Source organism: uncultured Campylobacter sp. (genome assembly GCF_938030145.1).
In the GTDB taxonomy this organism is placed as follows: Bacteria; Campylobacterota; Campylobacteria; order Campylobacterales; family Campylobacteraceae; genus Campylobacter_B.
Genome location: NZ_CALHGM010000041.1, coordinates 1 through 19,276, shown reverse-complemented (window position 1 = coordinate 19,276; position 19,276 = coordinate 1). Strand labels below are relative to the sequence as shown.

At 45.1% G+C, this 19,276-nt stretch carries 18 protein-coding genes and 2 pseudogenes; 19 read left to right on the top strand and 1 reads right to left on the bottom strand.

Going from position 1 to position 19,276, the window contains the following annotated elements; genetic code table 11:
* Positions 1-216: 216 nt before the first annotated feature.
* The 11 genes from Q0323_RS09255 (at position 217) to Q0323_RS09205 (ending at position 8,469) form a co-directional block, all read left to right on the top strand.
* Entirely contained in the window at positions 217-411 is a 195-nt protein-coding gene (locus Q0323_RS09255; RefSeq protein ID WP_002952535.1) for a hypothetical protein, read from the top strand.
* Positions 412-451: 40 nt separating this feature from the next.
* Positions 452-1,303, top strand: a complete 852-nt coding sequence (locus tag Q0323_RS09250; protein WP_009495766.1) for an ArdC-like ssDNA-binding domain-containing protein — start codon at positions 452-454, stop codon at positions 1,301-1,303.
* Positions 1,304-1,358: 55 nt separating this feature from the next.
* Positions 1,359-1,634 (top strand): hypothetical protein, encoded by a 276-nt coding sequence (locus tag Q0323_RS09245; RefSeq protein WP_009495768.1) that lies wholly within the window; start codon positions 1,359-1,361, stop codon positions 1,632-1,634.
* A 1-nt stretch (position 1,635) separates the two neighbouring features.
* Positions 1,636-2,847: a type IV secretion system protein gene (locus Q0323_RS09240; RefSeq protein ID WP_009495770.1), complete on the top strand. Its 1,212-nt coding sequence runs from the start codon at positions 1,636-1,638 to the stop codon at positions 2,845-2,847.
* 37 nt (positions 2,848-2,884) lie between these two features.
* Positions 2,885-3,307 (top strand): single-stranded DNA-binding protein, encoded by a 423-nt coding sequence (gene ssb, locus Q0323_RS09235; protein ID WP_009495772.1) that lies wholly within the window; start codon positions 2,885-2,887, stop codon positions 3,305-3,307.
* Positions 3,308-3,327: 20 nt separating this feature from the next.
* A complete protein-coding gene (locus tag Q0323_RS09230) occupies positions 3,328-5,280 on the top strand; it encodes a type IA DNA topoisomerase (RefSeq protein WP_298053812.1) in 1,953 nt (650 codons plus the stop codon).
* 1 nt (position 5,281) lies between these two features.
* Complete coding sequence (locus tag Q0323_RS09225; protein ID WP_009495776.1) at positions 5,282-5,656, top strand: hypothetical protein; 375 nt, start codon at positions 5,282-5,284, stop codon at positions 5,654-5,656.
* A complete protein-coding gene (locus Q0323_RS09220; RefSeq protein WP_009495778.1) occupies positions 5,653-6,657 on the top strand; it encodes an adenine-specific methyltransferase EcoRI family protein in 1,005 nt (334 codons plus the stop codon). Before Q0323_RS09225 ends, Q0323_RS09220 begins: the two co-directional genes overlap by 4 nt.
* Before the next feature lie 20 nt (positions 6,658-6,677).
* Positions 6,678-6,932, top strand: a complete 255-nt coding sequence (locus tag Q0323_RS09215) for a hypothetical protein (RefSeq protein ID WP_298053806.1) — start codon at positions 6,678-6,680, stop codon at positions 6,930-6,932.
* 162 nt (positions 6,933-7,094) lie between these two features.
* On the top strand, positions 7,095-7,748 hold the full coding sequence (locus Q0323_RS09210) for an AAA family ATPase (protein ID WP_009495782.1): 654 nt from the start codon (positions 7,095-7,097) through the stop codon (positions 7,746-7,748).
* A gap of 154 nt (positions 7,749-7,902) precedes the next feature.
* A complete protein-coding gene (locus Q0323_RS09205) occupies positions 7,903-8,469 on the top strand; it encodes a hypothetical protein (protein WP_009495784.1) in 567 nt (188 codons plus the stop codon).
* Between the two features lie 133 nt (positions 8,470-8,602).
* Here Q0323_RS09205 and Q0323_RS09200 read toward each other — a convergent pair whose 3' ends face one another.
* On the bottom strand, positions 8,603-9,421 hold the full coding sequence (locus Q0323_RS09200) for a replication initiation protein (protein ID WP_009495786.1): 819 nt from the start codon (positions 9,419-9,421) through the stop codon (positions 8,603-8,605).
* Between the two features lie 118 nt (positions 9,422-9,539).
* Here Q0323_RS09200 and Q0323_RS09195 point away from each other — a divergent pair, with 118 nt between their 5' ends.
* From Q0323_RS09195 to ilvA, 8 genes and pseudogenes are all read left to right on the top strand, one after another.
* On the top strand, positions 9,540-9,755 hold the full coding sequence (locus tag Q0323_RS09195; RefSeq protein WP_040304091.1) for a heavy-metal-associated domain-containing protein: 216 nt from the start codon (positions 9,540-9,542) through the stop codon (positions 9,753-9,755).
* Positions 9,756-9,766: 11 nt separating this feature from the next.
* The gene (locus tag Q0323_RS09190; RefSeq protein WP_298053800.1) at positions 9,767-11,944 is read left to right on the top strand and encodes a cation-translocating P-type ATPase; all 2,178 of its coding nucleotides are present in this window, start codon (positions 9,767-9,769) and stop codon (positions 11,942-11,944) included.
* A 388-nt stretch (positions 11,945-12,332) separates the two neighbouring features.
* Complete coding sequence (locus Q0323_RS09185; protein WP_298053797.1) at positions 12,333-13,583, top strand: ankyrin repeat domain-containing protein; 1,251 nt, start codon at positions 12,333-12,335, stop codon at positions 13,581-13,583.
* Entirely contained in the window at positions 13,561-13,788 is a 228-nt protein-coding gene (locus Q0323_RS09180; protein ID WP_298053794.1) for a hypothetical protein, read from the top strand. The genes Q0323_RS09185 and Q0323_RS09180 overlap by 23 nt, the downstream gene beginning before the upstream one ends.
* 482 nt (positions 13,789-14,270) lie before the next feature.
* Complete coding sequence (locus tag Q0323_RS09175) at positions 14,271-15,971, top strand: Na+/H+ antiporter NhaC family protein (protein ID WP_298053791.1); 1,701 nt, start codon at positions 14,271-14,273, stop codon at positions 15,969-15,971.
* Positions 15,968-16,636, top strand: a pseudogene (locus tag Q0323_RS09170) (tRNA (uridine(54)-C5)-methyltransferase TrmA); the annotation flags it as partial. The gene Q0323_RS09175 and the pseudogene Q0323_RS09170, both read left to right, overlap by 4 nt.
* A gap of 393 nt (positions 16,637-17,029) precedes the next feature.
* Positions 17,030-17,497: pseudogene (locus Q0323_RS09165) on the top strand (methyltransferase domain-containing protein); the annotation flags it as partial.
* 101 nt (positions 17,498-17,598) lie between these two features.
* On the top strand, positions 17,599-18,810 hold the full coding sequence (gene ilvA / locus Q0323_RS09160; RefSeq protein WP_298053787.1) for a threonine ammonia-lyase: 1,212 nt from the start codon (positions 17,599-17,601) through the stop codon (positions 18,808-18,810).
* Positions 18,811-19,276: the final 466 nt, after the last annotated feature.

The following is a 19,276-nucleotide window of genomic DNA, read 5'->3' as shown; positions in this document are numbered from 1 at the left end:
TAAAAATTAAAGTGGATAGGGAGTAAAATTTTATAAATTTTTATAATAAATTTAGCAAAAAATTTAAAAATATAATATTTTTATTTTTGTTAAATTTAAATTATATGTAATTTTATTTTTAGATGTTTTATTATTTTTTAAGAGCTCTAATCTAAATTTTTATAGAAGATTTAAATTAGAGCTCAAAGCTCTAAAATCTACCCTAAGGAGTAAGCAATGACCTATGCAGAAAAGCAAGAGCAAGAAAAGGCATACAAAGAGTATGAGAAAAATCTTGCCGAGCGATTTGCGACAAGCGAAGACGGTGAGTTTGAAATCAGCGACGGCGAGAGCAAGGAATGGGAATATTTAAACAAGTCCCACCAAAGCATGGAAGTCGCCGATCAAGACGAGCCCAATACCGACTCATAGCCCAAAAGCTATGAGTAAACGACAGACGTAAGGATAAAAAATGGCAACGGAACAAGAGAAAAAGAGTTGGGAGCAGATGAGTAATGCCGAGAAAAAAGAGAGCTTCGATAAATATATGAAGTATAAACTTTTTGAAGCTCATAAGACCGCAAAAGCGGATTGGCAAAGGGATATGAGCAAGGAAGAGGTGGATAACACCATGCCTTACAACGCCTTAACCGGCAAAACGTATTCAAGAGAGACCAGCATGCTTTTAAGGGCGGAGATGGCCATAAAAGGCTACGACAAGGCTCAATTCGTAACGATGGAGCAAGGCAACGCGATGGGCGGGGTGCTAAAGCTCAAACACGACGAGCAAACCGGCGAAATTTTAAAAACCAAAAACGGCCTACAAGCGAGAGTGGACGGCGTTAAAATGCTTTATATCGCAGATCACGAGCTAAGGCCGAAACTGGACAAAGACGGCAAAGAGGTTATAGCAGCAGTCAAAGACAAAGACGGCAACGTTAGACTCGATGAAAATACCGGCAAGGCGATCACGTACGTAGTCAAGGAAAAAATCCCGATAAAGCCGCGATTAGAGACGAAAACGCTCTATCACGTAAGTCAATTCGACGGGCTAAACGAAGAAAAAATCAAGGAGCGGGATCTAACTGCCATCCAAAACTACCGAGAGGCGGCCAAAAACCAAGCATACGAAGTCAGAATAGACTACAGCAAGACATTGGGGATAGGCGGAAATTTAGCAAAGCAGCTAGACAACCTAACTATGGCTCAAATCAAAGGCGTAGACTACTATAACCCGGCGCAAAGGCTTGATATGTCCAAAGAAGCCGAGAAAGCTAAAAAGCAGACTAGGCAAAAAGATAAGGGCATGGAGCAAGGCAGGTAAGCTAAACCAAACTTAGGGTAGACGGGGCGAAAGCCCCGAATTTAAAGGAATTAAAATGTTATTTGAATTTTTGAATTTTTTAGGAGTCGGCGACGGAATGACCGCCAAAAAGCAACCGATAAGCGCGGATGATGTAAGCATAAAAGAGGGAGCTGAAGAGTTTATCATCGAGATGCAAAGCCCGTATTTTCAAGAGGAGATTACGACAGAGACGATAATGAAAGACGGCAAAAAAATAGAAATCAAAAAGATAAAAATCTCAGAGCCGCTAGATAACAATAAAGCACTAATATCGATAAAAACCTATAAAAAAGATATAACGAGGGCATAAAATGGCACAGCAGCAAGTAGCAAAAACGCTTTTAACGGATAGCAACTGGATAAACAAGACTCAAGCAGTTATGCAAGAAAACGTGATGAGTTTATTTGAAAAATTTTATCAAGGAGCTCACGATTTAGTTTATTCGACCGCCACGACGACGATCGTAATCTTAATAGTCGTATTTTGGCTGTTGGATAAGCTAAAAAACGGCTATCCGACGCGAGAGGAGACATTTAACGCTATAAAATATATAATCAAGCTTTGCTTTATTTTTGCCGTTCTTAGCTCATTTGGCGCATATACCGGCGCCCTATACGTCCTAACCATACCTGAAAATATGATAACCGCGACTGTAAGCTCGATTTTTCAGAGTCAAGATTTCGGAACGATTGTAACGGAATCGGCCAATAGGGTGGATAATTTAAGAGCTTTAATGTGGGACTATGGAACAAAAACTTATTTAAAATCACAAGAATGGTCATTTTTGGGATTAAGCTTTAATGGTCCGAGTGATTATATAATGGCAGGGGTTGTAACGGCATTTTTAATGATCCCGTTTTGGATATTTTACTTAGTATTTTTCATTCTATTAATCGGCATCACGATCGTTATATTTTTTAGCAAATTCGTGGCATTTTTGATATTAAGCACGCTGCCGCTAGTGCTGCCATTTTTGATAACGCCGCGCTTTTTGCCGTATTTATGGAGCTGGTACAAGCTATACCTATCATACGCCATCATCGCTCCTTTGGCATTTATAGCCCTAAATTTAGCAATGAATCCGATCATAGAGCTTGAGAAATATCAAAACGTCATAGGCGAATTATTTATAAAGCAGTTTGAATATTTGATTACTGGAGCAATTACTTGCATAACTGCGCTTTTCATAATCAGAAAAATACCAAATTGGATAAATGCGGTACTAGGAACACAGATGGAAAGCGGAGCAGGCGGAGTAGTGGCAGGCGCAGTAGCAGGCGGCATAGCCGGAAAGACTTTGCTGGGTGGACTAGCTAGAAAAGCGACAGGCGGCAGCTTTATCGGCGGAGCGTTGCAAAGCTTCGGCAAGGCTACCGGCGGAAATGCGGTAGGACAAATCACGAAAGCCGGAATAGACGCGAGCGTAAATCTTGGAAAAGATATAGGCAAAGGCACGAAAATGCTAGGAAAAGGCGTATATGATGCTTATAAAGTATTTCGCGGCGGATACGCGGTGCCGTAAGGCTCAAATTTAGAAAATTCTTTTAAAAGGGGTAAAAATGTTCGCACAAGCTACAATCATAGGAAATTTAACCAAAGATATAGAGCTCAGATACACGGCAAGTGGTATGGCCATAGGCAATACCGCAATAGCCTCGACACACAAATTTAATGCGGCAAACGGCGAGAAGCGGGAAGAGACGTGCTTTATAGACGTAACTTTTATGGGTAAAAGCGCGGAAATAGCCAATCAGTACCTGGCTAAGGGTTCAAGGATATTTATCGAGGGACGGTTGAAATTTGACCGATGGACGGATAATAACGGACAAAACAGAAGCAAGCATAGCGTAGTCGTCGATAAGATGATAATGCTCGATACCAAAGATAGGCAAGAAATCGGGCAAAACGAGCAAACCCATTCTGCGTCGCAGATAGACAATGAATATATCGATAACGCGCAAGATGCGCCGTTTGAGCAATAAATTTAACTAAGGAGCGAAAAATGAGCAATGCCGTAATCATCATCGAAAGCCCAAACAAGTGCGATAAGATAGAGCATATAACCGGCGCAAAGGTTTATGCTACCAAAGGACATTTTAAAGAGCTTACAAAGGAGATAGTGGCCGATTATACCGGCTATGAGCCGATATTTGAGATGAAAGAGCAAAGCAAGCATAGAATGAACGAAATTTTTAACGATTGCAAAGGCAAGGACGTCATTATCGCTACCGACCCGGACAGAGAGGGATACGGCATCGGCTACATGGTTTACGAGACGATTAAAAATATCGCCAAAAGCGTAAAGCGCGCCGAGTTTCACGAAATAACCGAAAGCGGCATCAAAAAAGGGCTAGATAAAGCCGTGCCGTTTGCAAGCTCAAATTTAAAGGAATTCGATAGCTTTAAAGCACGAGCGGTAGGCGATAAGCTGGTGGGCTTTATTATGTCGCCTGCTTACATCAACAAGCTCAACGATAAAAATTTATCCGTCGGCAGGGTTCAAACGCCTGCGCTCGCCCTGATCGTAAAAAGAGAGCTTGAAATAAAAGAGTTTTTAGCGAGCCCGGCATCAAAACAGATCGACTACAAAATCAAAGCAAAGCTAAAAACGAGGAGCGGCGTAGAATTTACGGCCGTAAACGATAATATTTTTAGCTCAAAGGACGAAGCGAACGCAAAAATCGCCGAACTTGGCGGTAGCAGGGCGAAAGTATATCAAATAGATACGAAACAAAGCCAAATAAAGCCGCAAGCTCCGTTTAGAACCAGCCAAATGCAAGAAGCGGCGAATAAGAGGCTGGGGTTTAGCTCGGATAAAACCATGAGCCTAGCTCAAAAGCTATTCGAAAAAGGTCTTATAACGTATCATAGAACCGACAGCAACACTATATCGGACGAGTTTATAAACGAAGTAGAAGCTAAATTTAAAGGGGAGGAGTGGTACGAGAAAAAAATATATAAAGCCGGCAGCCAAAGTCAAGCCGAAGCCCACGAAGCGATCCGTATAAGCCACGTGCATGGTTACGGCGAGATAGATGAGATCGCCGGGCGCGAAAGCCTAAGCGATGACGAAAAATCGCTTTATGAGCTCATTTTTCTAAATTCAGTCCTAAGCCAAGCCAAAAATGCCGTAAACGAGAACAAAACATACGACATAGACGTCAAGGCTCTAAGCTTTAAGGCCAAGACCGGCAAATGCATTTATAAAGGCTTTAAGGGGGCTTTGAAAGAGCAAGCGGACGATGAAGACGAGCAAGATAAAGACGTAGCCCAAATAGAGCTAAATTTAAATCAAGGCGACGAAGTCGAGGTGCTAGGCTTCGAGCTACAAGAAGTTAAAAAGCAAGCTCCGCAGCACTACAAGGAAAGCAATTTTATCTCCCTTTTAGAAAAAGAGGGCATCGGTAGGCCAAGCACGTATGCGACGTTTCTGCCTACGCTTTTAAAGCGGGAATTCGTAGTTATCGAGACCAAAGGCAAAAATCAAAACATAGTGGCCACCGGCAAAGGGATAAGTTTCATCGAAAGTGTTAAGGCGAATGACGAGTGGATCACGCAAAGCGAATTTACAAAGCAAATGGAAGGCGTGCTAGACGAAATAAGCGACGGCAAAGTAAATTATCTCGATTTTATAAAGCCGCTGCACGAGAAAATGGGCTTTAAAGAGCTAAATAGCGGCGAGACCAAACCTCCGAGCGAAGCCCAGCTAAATTTTGCGAAAAACATAGCTTCGGATTTAAAAATAGCATTGCCGGACGGCATAGAAGCAGACTGGAAAATTTGCTCGGATTTTATAAATAAAAATAAAGATAAAGCCATCCGCCCGCCGAGCGACAAACAAATCAAACTAGCGCAAGATCTAGCAAAAGATAAAAAGCTGGAGCTACCCAAAGGTTACGATACTGATCTGAAAATTTGTAAGGCGTTTATAGAAAAGGCATTGAAGAGGAAATAACATGGTTGTGGACAACACCGAAATCTTTTTTCGTGTTTGCCGTAAAACGACAATCGATAAAGAGCAAGATATAGCCGGGATTTATTTCGGTAAAAAATATAAGGATACGTTAAACCCTGTATTTTTTGACATTTTTAAAAAATACAAGAAAAACTTAGAAAGTCGTTATGAGTGTATTATCGGCAAAGATGATTTTATATGCTTTGCAACGCAAAATAAGAAAAAATTTATTAAAGAGTTTGGCAGCGTACGTTCAGAACTCACTTCATTTTTAGAGCATTATTTAAATGATCCAGAAGCTGATTATTTTGAAATTTGCTTTTTAAAATCGTATTTCGATACAAAAAGCAAAACGGGACAAAAAGGGAAAGAATGAGCCAAATTTCAACCCAAAACGAGCTGGTCGAGCAAGGCTGGATGGCAGATAAAGAAAAGAGAGCCAATGTATATTTTATGAAAGCCAAATACGAGATCGACGACGAGTTTTATACTAGCTTTGACGAGATCAGAGAAGAGCTACGAGACTACAAAGCGCACTTTAAAGGCAAAATCGTAGTCTGCCCGTGCAATGACGGCAAAAATAGCAACTTTTATAGGTATTTCGCCTTAAATTTTAAAACTTTGGAGCTAAAAAAGCTGATCACGACGACGTTTAACATCAACGAGCTAAACTCGAAAGGCACGAAAATAGAGATCACGAGTGACGGCATGAGCGAAACGCAGTTGCGCGGTCGGGGCGACTTTCGCAGCGACGAAGTAAAGGAGATAATCGCGCAGGCCGACATCGTCGTAACTAATCCACCCTTCTCCCTTTTTAGAGAGCTTATAGATATAGCCCAAAGCGGTCAAAAGAAATTTTTAATCGTAGGCGGAACGTATTCGATTACCTATAAAAAGATATTTGAGCTATACAAAAATAACCAAATTTGGCTAGGAAATCACCAAGTAAATATTTTTACTCGCCCGGACGGCAGCAAAAAGCGATTTAGCAACGTATCGTGGTTTACGAATTTAAAAAGCACAAAGCATCAAACCGGCGTAAGACTGATGAAAAAATACAAAGGCAATGAGCACGAATACCCGGAATACGATAACTACAAAATCATAGAAGTGACCAATTATAAAAACATACCGATCGACTATGATGGCGTAATCGGCGTACCCCTTACGTTCTTTTTACGGCACAACCCTGCGCAGTTTCATATATTGGGCTGCGATTTTGAGATCAAGGAAAAATACCCCGAGCTAGTAAAACAAGACTATGCACAAAGCAACACGAAATCGGCCGTCCTAAACGGACAAGAACTATTTACCAGGATAATAATTCAGCGAATCAACGGCCTTAAACCGAGAACTAGGCTAATAAATCAAATTTAGGGAGAAATTTATTTAAAATCATGAAGAAGTCAAAGAAAACAGAACTATTTAACAGCCCCGCCAAGCGATTTATGTGGGTATTTTTGGCCATAAATTTACTAGGCTTTGGCACAAATGCAGTTTTATATTTTTTCAAACTACCTAATAAGGTGGAAACGATCCTAAACGCGGACGCGTTCTTTATAACGCTGGCCGCGATCTGCTATATCGTATTTAACGCAATGCTTTATTTTATTATAAAAATGCACTTCTTACTATCGACTAGAAAAGAGTAGAAATTTATAAAATATTATTGCTATTTTTATGTAATTTTATTTAAAATATACCTTTTATCTTTGATTTTATTTTATAAGATAGTATTCTAACAATATATATTTTATTATTTATTAAGTTTAAGGCGATATAATCATTTTAAATTTTTACGCAAAGGAGAGATGATGATAGTATCGATCTGCAACGAAAAAGGCGGCAGCGGAAAAAGTACGCTTGCCACAAACATAGCCATAAATCAAGGCATGGTAAAAGGCGAGTCACTTTTGCTGCTGGATACCGATCCGCAAAAGTCGATCGCCACGTTTTTAAATATACGAAACGAAGAGGGGCATCCAAAGGCATTTGATTTTGCTTACAAATACGGCGAAAATTTAAAAGAATTTCTGCAAAACGTAGATCGCAGCAAAGACATAGTCGTAGACACGGGCGGCCGAGATAGCAGAGAGATGCGAATAGCCATCGCTCTAAGCGACATCGTGATAATCCCGACCATTCCAAGCCAGTTTGACGTAAGCGTCCTAGACAAAATGGTCAATATCGTAAAAATGGCCAAAGAGCAAAACGAAAAGCTGCAAGCCTATATCGTAATAAACCGAGCCTCGACCAACCCGTTTTTATACAAGAAAATAGACAGCCTGAAAGCATTTATCGAGGAGCTTCAAGAGGATTACATAAGGCTAGCGGGCACGATCATATTTGAGCGCGAGCGCTACAAAATAGCCACACAACTAGGCTACGGCGTAGTCGAGATGAATGACGGCAACAAGGCGGAGCAAGAAATCAAAAACTTATGCGAAGAGATATTTTTAAAAGGGTGAAAAATGAGCATTTTATCGTTTTTTTAGTATAAATTTAGGAAATTTATTATTTTTAGTTTTGCGAAAAATTAAAAATAATGCTATCTTAATTTTTAATATTTCATTTTTTATTAAGATTAAGAGATTAGAATTTTAAAAAATAAAAGGGAAGAAAATGGACTTTAAAAGAGCAAGCAACTCTACGGACAAGCTAGAGGAATTTATAACTGGGGCGGACACGCAAAAAGAAGCGCCGGCAAAAAAGAGCAAAGTGGCGATAGGGACGAAATTCTCAAAGGAACTGGCCGTAAAAATACGAAAAAAATATCCGACGTATACGCTGGCCAAATTTATAGAGCTCGCCCTAACGACGCCGATACCGCATATAAAAGACGATGTGCTGATAACAATTTATGATCAGGCCAAATGGTTCAACACCAGCATGAGCGAGTTTGTGCGGTTTAAAATGGGGCTTATCGAGGCGCCGCAGCCAAACGATCCAAAGGACGTGCAGCATATAAAAAATTATATCGTATTCGTAAGTGATTCCAAGAAAGAGAAAATAAGGCAGATCGCAGAGAGCCTAGAAGTAAGCATCCTGACGTATTCAGACGTTAAAATTTTAGCCACATACGAGCTCAAAGATATTTTTACCTTTGACGAACTGATGCAGTTTAAAGCCGAAGCGAACAACTACGACCTAGATACGGACGAATACATCGCTATGAGAATAAGAGGATAGCGCAGAACCCGGCAATTTATTTGTACCGGGAATGCGTTGTTTTAAGATAATTTTAAGTCCCTAGAAGCCCTGTAAGCGACGATAAGGATCAAAGCGATAGGGTTATGCACCTAAAGCGACAAGAGGCGCAGTTTTAAGCCCCTATTCTTTCCGTTTTTTCATTCAAAATAAATTTGAACGAGTAGCCGACCACTGCTTTTTTATTGCCGTCAGCTATTCTTTTCTCAAAAAGAAGTTTTTTGAAATAGCTTTCATTTAATTCGTTTATAGACGGATTAATTACAAAGCGATCCAAATCGGAAGCGTTATATTTAGCCGGCGCACTCATAAATCTTTCAAAGTCGTCTCTATTAAAATTTACACACTTAAAGCCGTCTTTATCGGCTTTTACGTTTTCGTATTGATGCAGGAGTCGATATAAAGTCTTGGCAAATTTGCCCTTAATCGCAACAAAGTCGTTTAAATCTATTTTCATAAATTTAAGGGTACTGAATAAAATCTCAAGAGCAACCGGGTTTAGTCTAAAACTTAATGATTGCTTATTTCTAAAAATCCGAATATCCGTAAAAAATACGCCTACGGTAGTTATTTCATCATCTTCGGTAATTTCGACGCTCCTATAGATGGCAGCGCCGTCTTGCCCTAAAACTTTGGCTCTAAAATTCTTTACTTCATCGTTAAATCTGGTTTTATTCAGGCCAGACGGCATAAATCTACAAATTTCAGAGTAAGGCATTTCAATAAATTTGGCATTTTCAACATAGCCCATCTGCTTTGCATACCAGCAGATCGTAAAGAAAATATCATAATCCCTAGCCGTGAAATTAACCGGGAATAACACAGAGTTCATTTTGTTTCGAAAGACAAGCGTGCCGCTCTTTTCGGCTTTAACAACTCTACTGGCTTTTAACACGAAATCACCTTCCTCAAAATAGAAAGAAATTTCACTCATGTCTATACCTCGCAGTTTAAAGATTTAACTGCTATAATAGAGTAAATTTAATGTGTTGCGACTTAAATTTATTAAAAAGTAGTATAAGTTTTAAAATTTTAATCCAAAGGAGAGGCTTATGGCTTTGAAACAAAGCGTAAAATTTAAGGCGCAAAATATCCACTGCGAAAACTGCGCAAGGACGATCAAAAACGCGCTTAAGGACGATTTCGGCGAGATCGAGGTGGACGTAGCAAGCGGAGTGGTGAGTTTAAGCTTAGATCCGCGCGACGAGGCTAAATTTAAAGAGGAGATGGACGATTTGGGCTTTAGCGTCGCAGAAAAGCTAGCCTAAAAACTAACGCAATGTCAAGTAAAATCACTCTAAATATCGTCGGGATGAGCTGCGTAAACTGCTCTAACGCGATCGAGCGGGTAAGTCGCAAGATCGAGGGGGTACAGGACGCGCACGTAAATTTCGCAAACGGCAACGGCGAGTTCGTACTTGCCGATCCGGTGCTTGAGGAGACGTTAAAAGCTAAGATCAAAAAACTAGGCTACGATATCGCCGTGGATTACGAGGATTTGGAGCGCAAAAAGCGGCGCAACCTCAAAGCGGCGCTATTTAGGCTAATCCTCGCTCTCATTTTAGCTGCGGCGGTAATGGCTGTGGAGATGAGCGGGTTTTTAAGCTTCGTTCCAAAGGCGCTGCTTTGCGCGGCGATGGCGTGCGTGAGCCTTTTTTACTGCGGCAAGAACTTCTTTTATCACGCTTACGGCTCGCTGAAAAACAGAAGCTTCGATATGAACGTGCTCGTGGCGATGGGAAGCTTTTTTGCGTTTGCTTATTCGCTAACGGCCGCGGCGTGGGTCTATACGCACGGCGCGCAGAATGAATTTACCAATCTTTATTTCTCATCCGCCTCGATGATAATCGCCTTTATTTCGCTCGGCAAATACCTCGAAGAGCGCAGCAAGATGAAGGCGAACGACTACATCAAGGGGCTAATCGATCTAAGCCCTAAAACCGCGCTTTTGATCAAAGACGACGGCACGATAGCCGAAGTGCGCGCAGAAGCGCTAAAGCCGGGCGATAAGGTTCTCGTAAAAAACGGCTCGCGCATCCCTTGCGACGGGCTTATCGTAGAAGGCGGCGCGCAGATCGACGCCTCTCTCATCAGCGGCGAGAGCTTGGCGGTTTATAAAAGCGTAGGCGATGAGGTAAATGCAGGCTGCGTCAGCACTGACGGCGTCATCTACGTGAAGGTGACGAAATTTTCGCATCAGACGCTGCTTGCCGAGATTAAAAATCTGCTAAACGAGGCGGGCAACAAAAAGATGCCGATCGCGCGCTTTGCCGATAAAATTTCAAATATCTTCGTGCCCGCGGTGATCTTGATCGCGCTTGTTAGCTTTATAGCGTGGATGGCGCTTGACGGGCGGCTCTCATACGCTGCATCCGCAGCTATCTGCGTGCTTATCATCTCCTGCCCGTGCGCGCTAGGGCTTGCGACGCCGATTGCGATCGTTTGCGCGATCTCAAACGCCGCAAAAGCTGGAATTTTAATCAAAAATCCCGAAATTTTAGAAATTTTAAAGGACGCGGACGTCGCGGTTTTTGATAAAACAGGCACGCTTAGCAAGGGCGAAATTTCGGTAAGCTTCAGCGATCTGAGCGCTCAGGATCTCTACGCTTTAGCAAGCGCGCAAAAGCTTAGCGAACATCCGATCTCAAAGGCGATCGTGAAATTTGCCGAGCTGAAATTCGGCGAAATTTCTAAATTTAACGGTGAGTTTGAAAGCGTCGCGGGAAAAGGTATCGTCGCAAAAAATCCCACCGGCGAAATTCTTTGCGGCAGCGCGGGCTTTCTGCGCGAGCGCGGCGTGGATGCGGGCGTCGAAGTAGAAGCGGAGGAGCTTTTAGACAAGGGCTTCGGCGTCGTTTACTGCGCGATAGGCGGCTCATACGCGGGCTTTATCGCATTTAACGACGAGATCAGAGCCGAAGCGCGCAGCGTCGTGCAGACGCTACAAAACAGAGGCGTAAAAACCGTCATGCTAACGGGCGATAACGCCAAAACGGCAAATTTCGTCGCTCGCAACCTCGGCATCGACGAGGTAAGAAGCGGAGTGCTTCCAAGCGGCAAATATGAGTTCATCAAATCCTTGACCGACGAGGGCAAACGGGTGCTTTTCGTGGGCGACGGCGTCAATGACGCACCGAGCTTAAAAGCCGCTAGCATCGGCATCGCGATGAACGGCGGCAGCGACGTAGCCAAGGGTGCGGGCGACGTGATTTTTATAAAGAACGACCTTGAAAGCGTGCTGTATCTATTCCGCCTAGGCGGTGCTGCCATGCGGACGATTAGGCAAAACCTCTTCTGGGCGCTGTTTTACAACGCCGTGTGTATCCCGATCGCGGCAGGCGCGCTATATCCAGCGCTCGGCGTGCTTCTAAAGCCGATGTACGGCGCCGCGGCGATGTGCTTTAGCTCCGTAACGGTCGTGCTAAATTCCATCAGATTGAAATTCGCTAAATTTTAACGCGGCGGAATTTGCGCTAAGCGCGGAATTTTACTCGGAGAAATTTTAATTTCACTCCGCGCAGAGCGCATAAAATTTTATTCGGCAAGTTAATTGCGCGATCGTGCGCGGAATTCCGCTAGATCTGTACAGCTTGCAAAATTTTATTTTACCGCTAGCCCGCGCGTAAATTTTAAAATTTTAACCTGCCGGTCGCTGTGTCGTCATACAGCGCCGTCCGTCTCTACACCTCTGCCTAGCCGTCGTTTAACGCCGCCCGCCGCCGCGCCGCCGCGCCGCAAAATTTCAGAAATTTCGCGAAATTCCATAAAGCTTAAAGAAATTTCGTGCAGTCCACCGCCCGCACTAAGTTTTAATAAATAAATTTAAAGGTAAAATAACGCTTCAAATGCAATTCGAGGTAGCGATGCGAAAAATTCTAATGGGTTCGTTTGTTTTTTGCGGCACGCTTTTTGGCGCTTCTTGCGAGCAGATACTAAGCGATCCGCGCGGCTTTTTTAGCAAAGAGCCTGCGGACGAAGAGCTGCTGCAAAGCGATTTTGGCTGTAAAGGCTCGCTGGCTGGCGCAGAATTTTTGCAAAATTTAAAAAGCGCGGCTTCTGAGATCAGGGACGAAAATATCGATTGTGTCGGTAACGAAGCCTTGCTGAACGAAAAAAGGCTTGAGCGAACCTTGGCATTTGCGGGAATGGATGGCGAGGGCTTTTTGAGCTATGCCAAAGAGAAAAACTACGCGCAAATTAGCGAAAAATCGCTTGAAGCCTTAGAATTTTACTCTGAGCGCAAGATTGGAAATTTCATCGCTTATGGCAATTTTATGGGCGAGATCTCAGCAGCCAGGGAGGCGCTAAAAGATTATTTCGCCGCCAAATTTAATAAAAACGACGCCGATGAGCTGGCAAGCGCTGTTATAGCGGAATTTATCGCATACGCCGCAAAGGATCGCAAGGCGGGAAATTACGGTGAGCTTGAGCTGGCGCTAAAAGGCGGAGTAGGCCCAGATGAGTTCCGTGCGCTACTTTTTAGCAAGGATTTTGCAATTTACGAGCTTGATAATGCCCTGGATCTGGCGCTTTTGCTAGGATATGACGAGCGCTTTAGCGGCGCTTTGATCGAGCGAGGCGCGCAGGTGAATGCGGGCGAGGAAAACTCTCTATTTTACGCGATGAATAACGTTCAAAGCGCAAAATTTATGATCTCTAAAGGCGCCTTGGTTGGCTATAAAAACTCACTTGGGCAAACTCCGATATTTTTCGCCGCCGCGGCAAAAAATTATGAGCTCGTAAAGTTGCTAATCTACTCGCATGCTAGCGTAAATGTCCGCCAGATCGGCAGCGCCGAGGCCCAGGCTCTAGCATCGTTAGGCGAGCGTAGCGACGGCTGTGAGCGTTCGGGCGCGGGCAAGACACTGCTGATGTTTGCGGCGCAAAAAAGTACCAAGCAGATCGTTGAATTGCTCGTAAAATCGGGCGCAAACGAAAAAGCAGTCGATGAGTCGGGGCTAAATGCGCTAGACTACGCGCTTGCGGGTGGTGAAGCGGCTACGCAGAGCTATTTGCGCTCGCTTGGATTAAGTCCTACGCAAGTAAGCGATGATTTTACGAGCGATCCGCAAGATGCACCTGAGCGTGAGAATTAGCAGGCTTGATTTAAAGGGTCGCTCGCCGCTTCGTCGTCGTTTTAGGTTTGCGGCGTTTTGGGTTTGCAAAAGCCTTATGAGCTTTAAATTTAATGTTTTGCCGCTTTGTAAATTCTATAAATTTAGCAGATTTTTCGAGTGCGAGTTGGTAGAATTTAACGCTTTAAAATTTTATCGCTTTGCTTGCGCAGGTTGCATGCTCTGAAATTTTATAAACGCGCAGACGAGCTTTAAAAATGACGATATTTGTGCGTTTATGCGCGATAAAATTTTTGCCGAGGGATTTTGGTTTGCGATCAAGAGCGGGATTTCGTCAAATTTTGCGCACGAAATTTATCGCTCTTGCGGCAAAGCAAGTGTCGCAACATTGCGGAATTTTACCTTGACTTGGGGCTTTTGCTATGTTAAGTAAAATTTTAAATGCGTTTATAAAACGCTTTTGATTACGCCGCGCGCGGTATTTTGCACCGGAGAGATTTTTCTGTGCGATAAATTGCTTAAAAATGCGTGCTCGAAATTGTAAACGCAGCAAAATTGTAGAGCTTGCTGTGCGATTAAGACGCTCAAAAATCGCCGTAAAAGAAAGCGCGTGAATACGAATAATTGCTGCAAGGCGCGCAGAATTTTAAAATTTAACCCCCGATCGGAGGTTAAATTTTAAAATTTTATCAATAATCAAGGATTAAAATGTTAAAAAATTTGCTTATCTTTACAGCGATTTTTTTGCCCGCGCTGGCGCTTGCGGACGTGGAGCCCGCCGTGCGAAACAGCGAGCTTTACGGCGTGCTGACGCTTATCCCGCCGGTTGCGGCGATCGTGCTTGCTTTCATCACCAAGGACGTGATTTTGTCGCTGTTTTTGGGCGTGCTAAGCGGAACCTTTCTTATCGGTATGGTCGATCAAAATATCGCAGCTTCGGCGCTTTTCGCTTTTACAAACCTGTGCTCGCGTATGGTAAAATCGATGGCGGATACGTGGAATGCGGGTATTTTGCTTCAGGTTATGTGTATCGGCGGGCTCATCGCTTTGGTGACCAAAAGCGGCGGTACGAAGGCGCTTGCGCTTTGGCTTAGCAAGCACGCAGACACCCCAGTTTTGGGTCAAATTTATACTTGGCTCATGGGTATCGTGATATTTTTTGATGATTACGCAAACGCGTTGATCGTGGGCCCCATCATGCGGCCTCTGATGGATAAATTTAAAATTTCGCGCGCGAAATTCGCCTTCATCATCGACGCGACCGCCGCGCCGATTACCGGTATCGCGGTGATCTCCACCTGGGTCGGAGTCGAAATTTCGGCGATCAAAGAGGCCTACTCGCAGATCGGCATAGAAAACATAAATGCCTTTACCGTCTTTGTAGAGACGATTCCGTATAGATTTTATAACATTTTCATGATCTTTTTCGTAGTCGCCACGGCAGTGATGAGTAGGGAGTTTGGCTCGATGTATCGCGCAGAGATCGCATCTCGCGGCGGTAAGAGCGGAGCCGCGGATTTTAAGATCAAAAATTTAGAGGATCAAATTTTCGTACCCAAAGAGGGCGTAGTACTTCGCAAGATAAACGCGATAATCCCGCTAGGAGCGATGATCGTTCTTTCCGTTATCGGATTTTATCTCAACGGCTACAGCTCGCTGGAGGGCGAGGCTTTGGAGGCGGTCAAGGCGGCTCCTCTTAGCTTCACTTCGATCCGCACCGCATTTAGCGCGGCGGATGCCTCGGTAGTGCTGTTTCAATCCGCGCTCTTTTCATCGATCATCGCCGTCGTTTTAGGCATCGCACAAAAAATTTACGGCGTCAAAGAGGCGATCGAGGTCTGGGTTGGCGGCTGGAAAAGCATGCTAAACACCGTCATAATCCTGCTTTTTGCGTGGTCGCTAAGCTCTGTTATCAAAGAGCTTGGTACTTCGCGCTACCTAGTCGAGCTTCTAAGCGACGCTACGCCGCGCTTTGCGCTTGCGATCGTGATCTTCGTGCTTAGCTCGTTTATCTCATTTTCCACCGGCACGAGCTTCGGCACCATGGGTATCGTAACTCCTCTGGCCGTACCGTTAGCGCACGCCGTGGGGCAAAAATACGGACTTAGCGGCGAGGAATTTCACGTTTTCATGTGCGTAAATATCAGCGCAGTACTCACCGGAGCGATCTTCGGCGATCACTGCTCGCCGATTTCGGATACGACGATCCTTTCTTCGATGGGCGCAGGCTGCGATCACATCGAGCACGTAAGCACGCAGATGACCTATGCGCTGGTCGTTTGCGGCATTAGTATCGTTTGCGGCTACCTACCTGCGGGCTTTGGGCTCAGCGTGTGGGGATGTCTGATCTTGGGTATCGCAGCTATCATTCTTTTACTGCGCACGGTGGGTAAAAGAGTGGATGTATGAATTGCGAAAGCTTCAGTAGCTGCGGCAGCTGCACGCTCGTCGAGCCCTATGAGGATCAAATTTCATACAAAAAGCAGCTGATAAGCGATAAGTTCAGAGAATTTTTTGACGGCGAGTTTGAGTTTTTTGCCTCGCAGCCGCAAAATTACCGCATCAGGGCGGAATTTGGCATCTGGCACGATATTTGGCATAGCGCATCTGATCTTGCATACACGATGGGCGGTGCACGTAGCAAGAAAATTTTAATTAACGAATGCCCTAAGGTAGCGCTTCCTATCGCAAATTTAATGCCGCGGCTGCTAGAGGCGCTTAGGCGGAGCGAAGCTTTAAAAGAGAAGCTCTTCGGCGTCGAGTTTATCTCGTGTGCTAGCGGGATTTTGGCGACGCTGCTTTATCACAAGCGCCTGGGCGAGCGCGAACAGGAGGCGATTTGCGAACTAGCGGGCAAGCTTGGTATCACGATCATGGCTCGCGCGCGCAGACAGAAGCTTCTAAGCGGCGAGCTAAGCCTCATAGACGAGCTTTGTGTGGACGGGCGAGTTTATAAATTTCGCTTCGGCGAAAACGCCTTCATCCAGCCAAACCGCGGCGTGAACGAAAAGATGATCGCCTGGGCGAGAAGCTGCGTGGACTTCGGCAAAGAGGGCACGAGCGAGCTGTGCGCCGCGCAGAATTTCGTTGCAAAGAATTCCATAGCGGAGAATTCCGCTGCGCAAAATTACAGTTGCGAGCAGTCCGCCCCGCAAAATTCTACTGATAGAAATTCTGCTTCTGTAAATTCCGCCGAATTTGACGCCGCCTACCGAAATTCCGTTAAAGCAAATTCCGCTTCTGCAAAATTTAACGGCGAAAATTCCGTGAAATTTAACTATACGTCCAAAGACGAGAGCTCTGCGGATAAAAATTTCGCTCGCAAGGATTTGGACGTGCAAAATTCCGCCTCACAAAATTTAGATTGCGAAAAGCAAAGCGCGCAAAATTCTAGCTGCGAGAAGCCCGCCGCGCAAAATTCTAGCTGCAAAAAATATGCCGTGCGCCCCAAAAGCTCCGCCGCGCGCGATCTGCTGGAGCTGTACTGCGGGCACGGCAACTTCACTATCCCGCTTGCGGCTAAATTTAACCGCGTGCTGGCGAGCGAAATTTCAAAAAGCTCGATCGCGAATGCCCGCATAAACTGCGAGCTCAACGGCGTTTGCAACGCGCAATTCATCCGCCTTAGCGCGGATGAGCTGATGAGTGCGTTTGCGCGCAAGCGCGAGTTTGAGCGGCTGAAGGGGATCGATATTTTCAGCTACGATTTTTCGCACGTCTTGATAGATCCGCCGCGCGCGGGGCTGGAGCCTAGCGTGATTGATTTCATAAAAAATTTTCGTAATCTAATCTACATCTCCTGTAATCCGCAGACGCTTTTTGAAAATTTACGCTCGCTTTGCGTTACGCATGAGGTGCGCAGGTTTGCGATCTTCGATCAGTTCGCGCATACGAGCCATATCGAATGCGGCGTGCTGCTGCGGCGCAGGAGTTAGATGAGCTTAAAACCGAAGTCGCGGATTTAGACGGCGCGCTGGATAAAATTTCGCCTAAAAATATGTATAATAACAAAATTTAAAATTACGAAAGGAAGTAGATGGTTGATCTAAATAAAATCATCCAAGCAAAGCGCACGATAAACGATTTCGTCTATAAAACGCCCTTTGCTTTGGCGCCGAAGCTCAGCAAGCTTTACGGCGCGGAAGTGTATCTCAAAAGCGAGAATTTGCAGCGCACCGGCGCGTATAAGATTCGCGGCGCTTACAATAAAATCGCGCACCTAACGGATGAGGAGCGGGCCCATGGAGTAATAGCTGCAAGCGCGGGCAACCACGCCCAGGGCGTAGCGATGAGCGCGCAAAAATTCGGCGTGCATGCCGTGATCGTAATGCCTGAAGCTACGCCGCTACTTAAGGTAAGCGGCACGAAGGCTCTGGGCGCAGAGATCATCCTAAAGGGCGATAATTTCGACGAGGCGTACGCGTTTGCACTGGAATATGCCAAAGAGCACAATCTGACGTTCGTGCATCCTTTTAACGACGAGTTCGTCCAAGCGGGCCAGGGCACGATCGCGCTTGAGATGATCGAAGAGGTCGCTGATCTTGAATACATCGTCGTTCCTGTAGGCGGCGGCGGGCTTGCGACGGGAGTTTGCAGCTGCGCCAAGCAGATCAACCCCGACATCAAAATTATTGCCGTAGCCGCCAAGGGCGCGCCTGCGATGCACGATAGCTTCGTCGCGAAAAAGCCGCTAAATTCCGAATCGGTCCGCACCATCGCCGACGGCATCGCGGTACGAGATACGAGCGAGATCACGCTCTCTACGATCATCGAGTGCGTCGATGAGTTCGTGCAGGTCGATGACGAGGAGATCGCAAGCGCGATACTCTATCTGCTCGAGCAGCAAAAAATCATCGTCGAGGGCGCGGGCGCGGCGGGAGTAGCAGCGCTGATGAACGCGAAATTTGCATTCCCCGCGGGCGCAAAGATCGGTATCATCCTAAGCGGCGGCAATATCGACGTGCAGATGCTAAACATCATCATCGAAAAAGGTCTTATCAAGTCGCACCGCAAGATGACGATCAACGTCACGCTCGTCGATAAGCCGGGCGCACTTACGGGGCTTACAGAAATTTTGCGCCGTGCCAATGCAAACATCGTCAAGATCGACTACGACCGCTTTTCGACCAATATCGAATACGGCGACGCGCAGATCACGATCACGCTTGAGACTAAAGGCAAGGCTCATCAAGAGGACATCGCCTGGGCGCTCAAAAACGCAGGGTATGATTTTAGAGAGATTTTATAAAATTTCTTGGGAATTTGTAAAATTTATTTTTGCTCGTGAATTTGCCTGAAATTGCCAAATTTACTCGCTTGCATCCTGATTGCAGCTTGCAGCGGGTAAATTTTAAATTTACATCCGCTTATACCCGCTGCGCCGAAACACTTTGCGGCTCGTGGTTTTAAATTTTACGTAGAATTTAAAATTTCAAATATGCGGCGCAAGCCGCAGTTTGAATAACGCGGACGCAGTCCGCCCTGCTAGCGTCGCGCGGGTGGGGGTTGGTAAGGGGGCGGGCGCGCCTCGCAACTCTGAGCGCCGCCCCCTTACGAATATCGCACATAATGTACCCAAGCGCTAGGCTATATCATAAAATTTTGTAAAAATTTACAAAATAAAATTTCATTCCTAAATTCACGCCGTGATTTCTATTTTCTTGGGGCGGGAAGGGGACTTGAATTGCGAGGTCACACTTCTCGCAGAGGCGGCG

Bases quoted from the DNA above. Each gene is read 5' to 3' on its own strand.
- Q0323_RS09255 (WP_002952535.1), top strand. From the start codon at position 217: ATGACCTATGCAGAAAAGCAAGAGCAAGAAAAGGCATACAAAGAGTAT.
- Q0323_RS09250 (WP_009495766.1), top strand. From the start codon at position 452: ATGGCAACGGAACAAGAGAAAAAGAGTTGGGAGCAGATGAGTAATGCC.
- Q0323_RS09245 (WP_009495768.1), top strand. From the start codon at position 1,359: ATGTTATTTGAATTTTTGAATTTTTTAGGAGTCGGCGACGGAATGACC.
- Q0323_RS09240 (WP_009495770.1), top strand. From the start codon at position 1,636: ATGGCACAGCAGCAAGTAGCAAAAACGCTTTTAACGGATAGCAACTGG.
- ssb (WP_009495772.1), top strand. From the start codon at position 2,885: ATGTTCGCACAAGCTACAATCATAGGAAATTTAACCAAAGATATAGAG.
- Q0323_RS09230 (WP_298053812.1), top strand. From the start codon at position 3,328: ATGAGCAATGCCGTAATCATCATCGAAAGCCCAAACAAGTGCGATAAG.
- Q0323_RS09225 (WP_009495776.1), top strand. From the start codon at position 5,282: ATGGTTGTGGACAACACCGAAATCTTTTTTCGTGTTTGCCGTAAAACG.
- Q0323_RS09220 (WP_009495778.1), top strand. From the start codon at position 5,653: ATGAGCCAAATTTCAACCCAAAACGAGCTGGTCGAGCAAGGCTGGATG.
- Q0323_RS09215 (WP_298053806.1), top strand. From the start codon at position 6,678: ATGAAGAAGTCAAAGAAAACAGAACTATTTAACAGCCCCGCCAAGCGA.
- Q0323_RS09210 (WP_009495782.1), top strand. From the start codon at position 7,095: ATGATAGTATCGATCTGCAACGAAAAAGGCGGCAGCGGAAAAAGTACG.
- Q0323_RS09205 (WP_009495784.1), top strand. From the start codon at position 7,903: ATGGACTTTAAAAGAGCAAGCAACTCTACGGACAAGCTAGAGGAATTT.
- Q0323_RS09200 (WP_009495786.1), bottom strand. From the start codon at position 9,421: ATGAGTGAAATTTCTTTCTATTTTGAGGAAGGTGATTTCGTGTTAAAA.
- Q0323_RS09195 (WP_040304091.1), top strand. From the start codon at position 9,540: ATGGCTTTGAAACAAAGCGTAAAATTTAAGGCGCAAAATATCCACTGC.
- Q0323_RS09190 (WP_298053800.1), top strand. From the start codon at position 9,767: ATGTCAAGTAAAATCACTCTAAATATCGTCGGGATGAGCTGCGTAAAC.
- Q0323_RS09185 (WP_298053797.1), top strand. From the start codon at position 12,333: ATGCAATTCGAGGTAGCGATGCGAAAAATTCTAATGGGTTCGTTTGTT.
- Q0323_RS09180 (WP_298053794.1), top strand. From the start codon at position 13,561: ATGCACCTGAGCGTGAGAATTAGCAGGCTTGATTTAAAGGGTCGCTCG.
- Q0323_RS09175 (WP_298053791.1), top strand. From the start codon at position 14,271: ATGTTAAAAAATTTGCTTATCTTTACAGCGATTTTTTTGCCCGCGCTG.
- ilvA (WP_298053787.1), top strand. From the start codon at position 17,599: ATGGTTGATCTAAATAAAATCATCCAAGCAAAGCGCACGATAAACGAT.